Annotated in this window: 2 pseudogenes; one reads left to right on the forward strand and one right to left on the reverse strand. The window is 44.8% G+C overall.

The annotated features are described in order from the left end of the window. Positions 1-588 (forward strand): annotated as a pseudogene (locus R7O13_RS26340) (cadherin repeat domain-containing protein); the annotation flags it as partial. Positions 589-652: 64 nt separating this feature from the next. On the opposite strand, the pseudogene R7O13_RS26345 reads toward R7O13_RS26340, so the two are convergent. Further along, positions 653-765, reverse strand: a pseudogene (locus R7O13_RS26345) (acyl-CoA thioesterase domain-containing protein); the annotation flags it as partial.

Below are 765 nucleotides of genomic sequence, written 5' to 3' on the forward strand. Positions count from 1 at the left end.
ATAAGCTTCGCTGACAAAGGTGTTGCGGATCAATATGAATTGTTTGAGAAAGAACAAACGGTGTTGATTAGTACTCTGAATAAGCTTGAATTTTCCAATTTAGAAGAAAGTGAGTTTGGCATCATGGGGTCGCGTTCGGTGCGTGAACCGACGGATGATGAGCTGCAAAAATTTGGCAAAGGTAAGGTCGCGTTGTTCTTGTTAAAACCAGTGGGTAGCGATGACCGAACCCAACAAAAGGCAGTCTGGGTACATGTTGCTCGATTTGATGGCTGTACAGCGGATCTGTTTTCTAATGATCTAAAACCATTTGATGCGATTGATTATGACGCTGCAGGTTATTGTTCGAACGGTAGTACGATTCGCATGACTCGCTTTTTAGTGATTGACGACTCTAAACTAGAAAATATTGAGTATGAGTTGGCAGCGCCAATCGTGTACTACCGTCGCGGTCAACGTGAGTTCTTAGCGAGTGATGACGGCGGTTTTTATGCCAAGCCAAATGTGGTGTACGGCAAAAGCAAGTATGGCTATCCGAAATCACTTTATGAGTGGTCAGTGGTCACCATGAAGTATCAACCGAATTAATCATCGTTTGATACCTACTAAAAAGGAGTGCTGAGCACTCCTTTTTGCGTCTAATGCGCGCGGGTTACTTCGTGTAGCGCATGACTCCTTCTTGTACGGCTGTCGCCACCAAATGACCTTGCTGGTTATAAATTTCGCCACGCACTAAGCCTCGAGTATTACTCGCCGTTGGGCTTT

It is taken from the genome of Vibrio sp. Y176 (assembly GCF_033438945.1).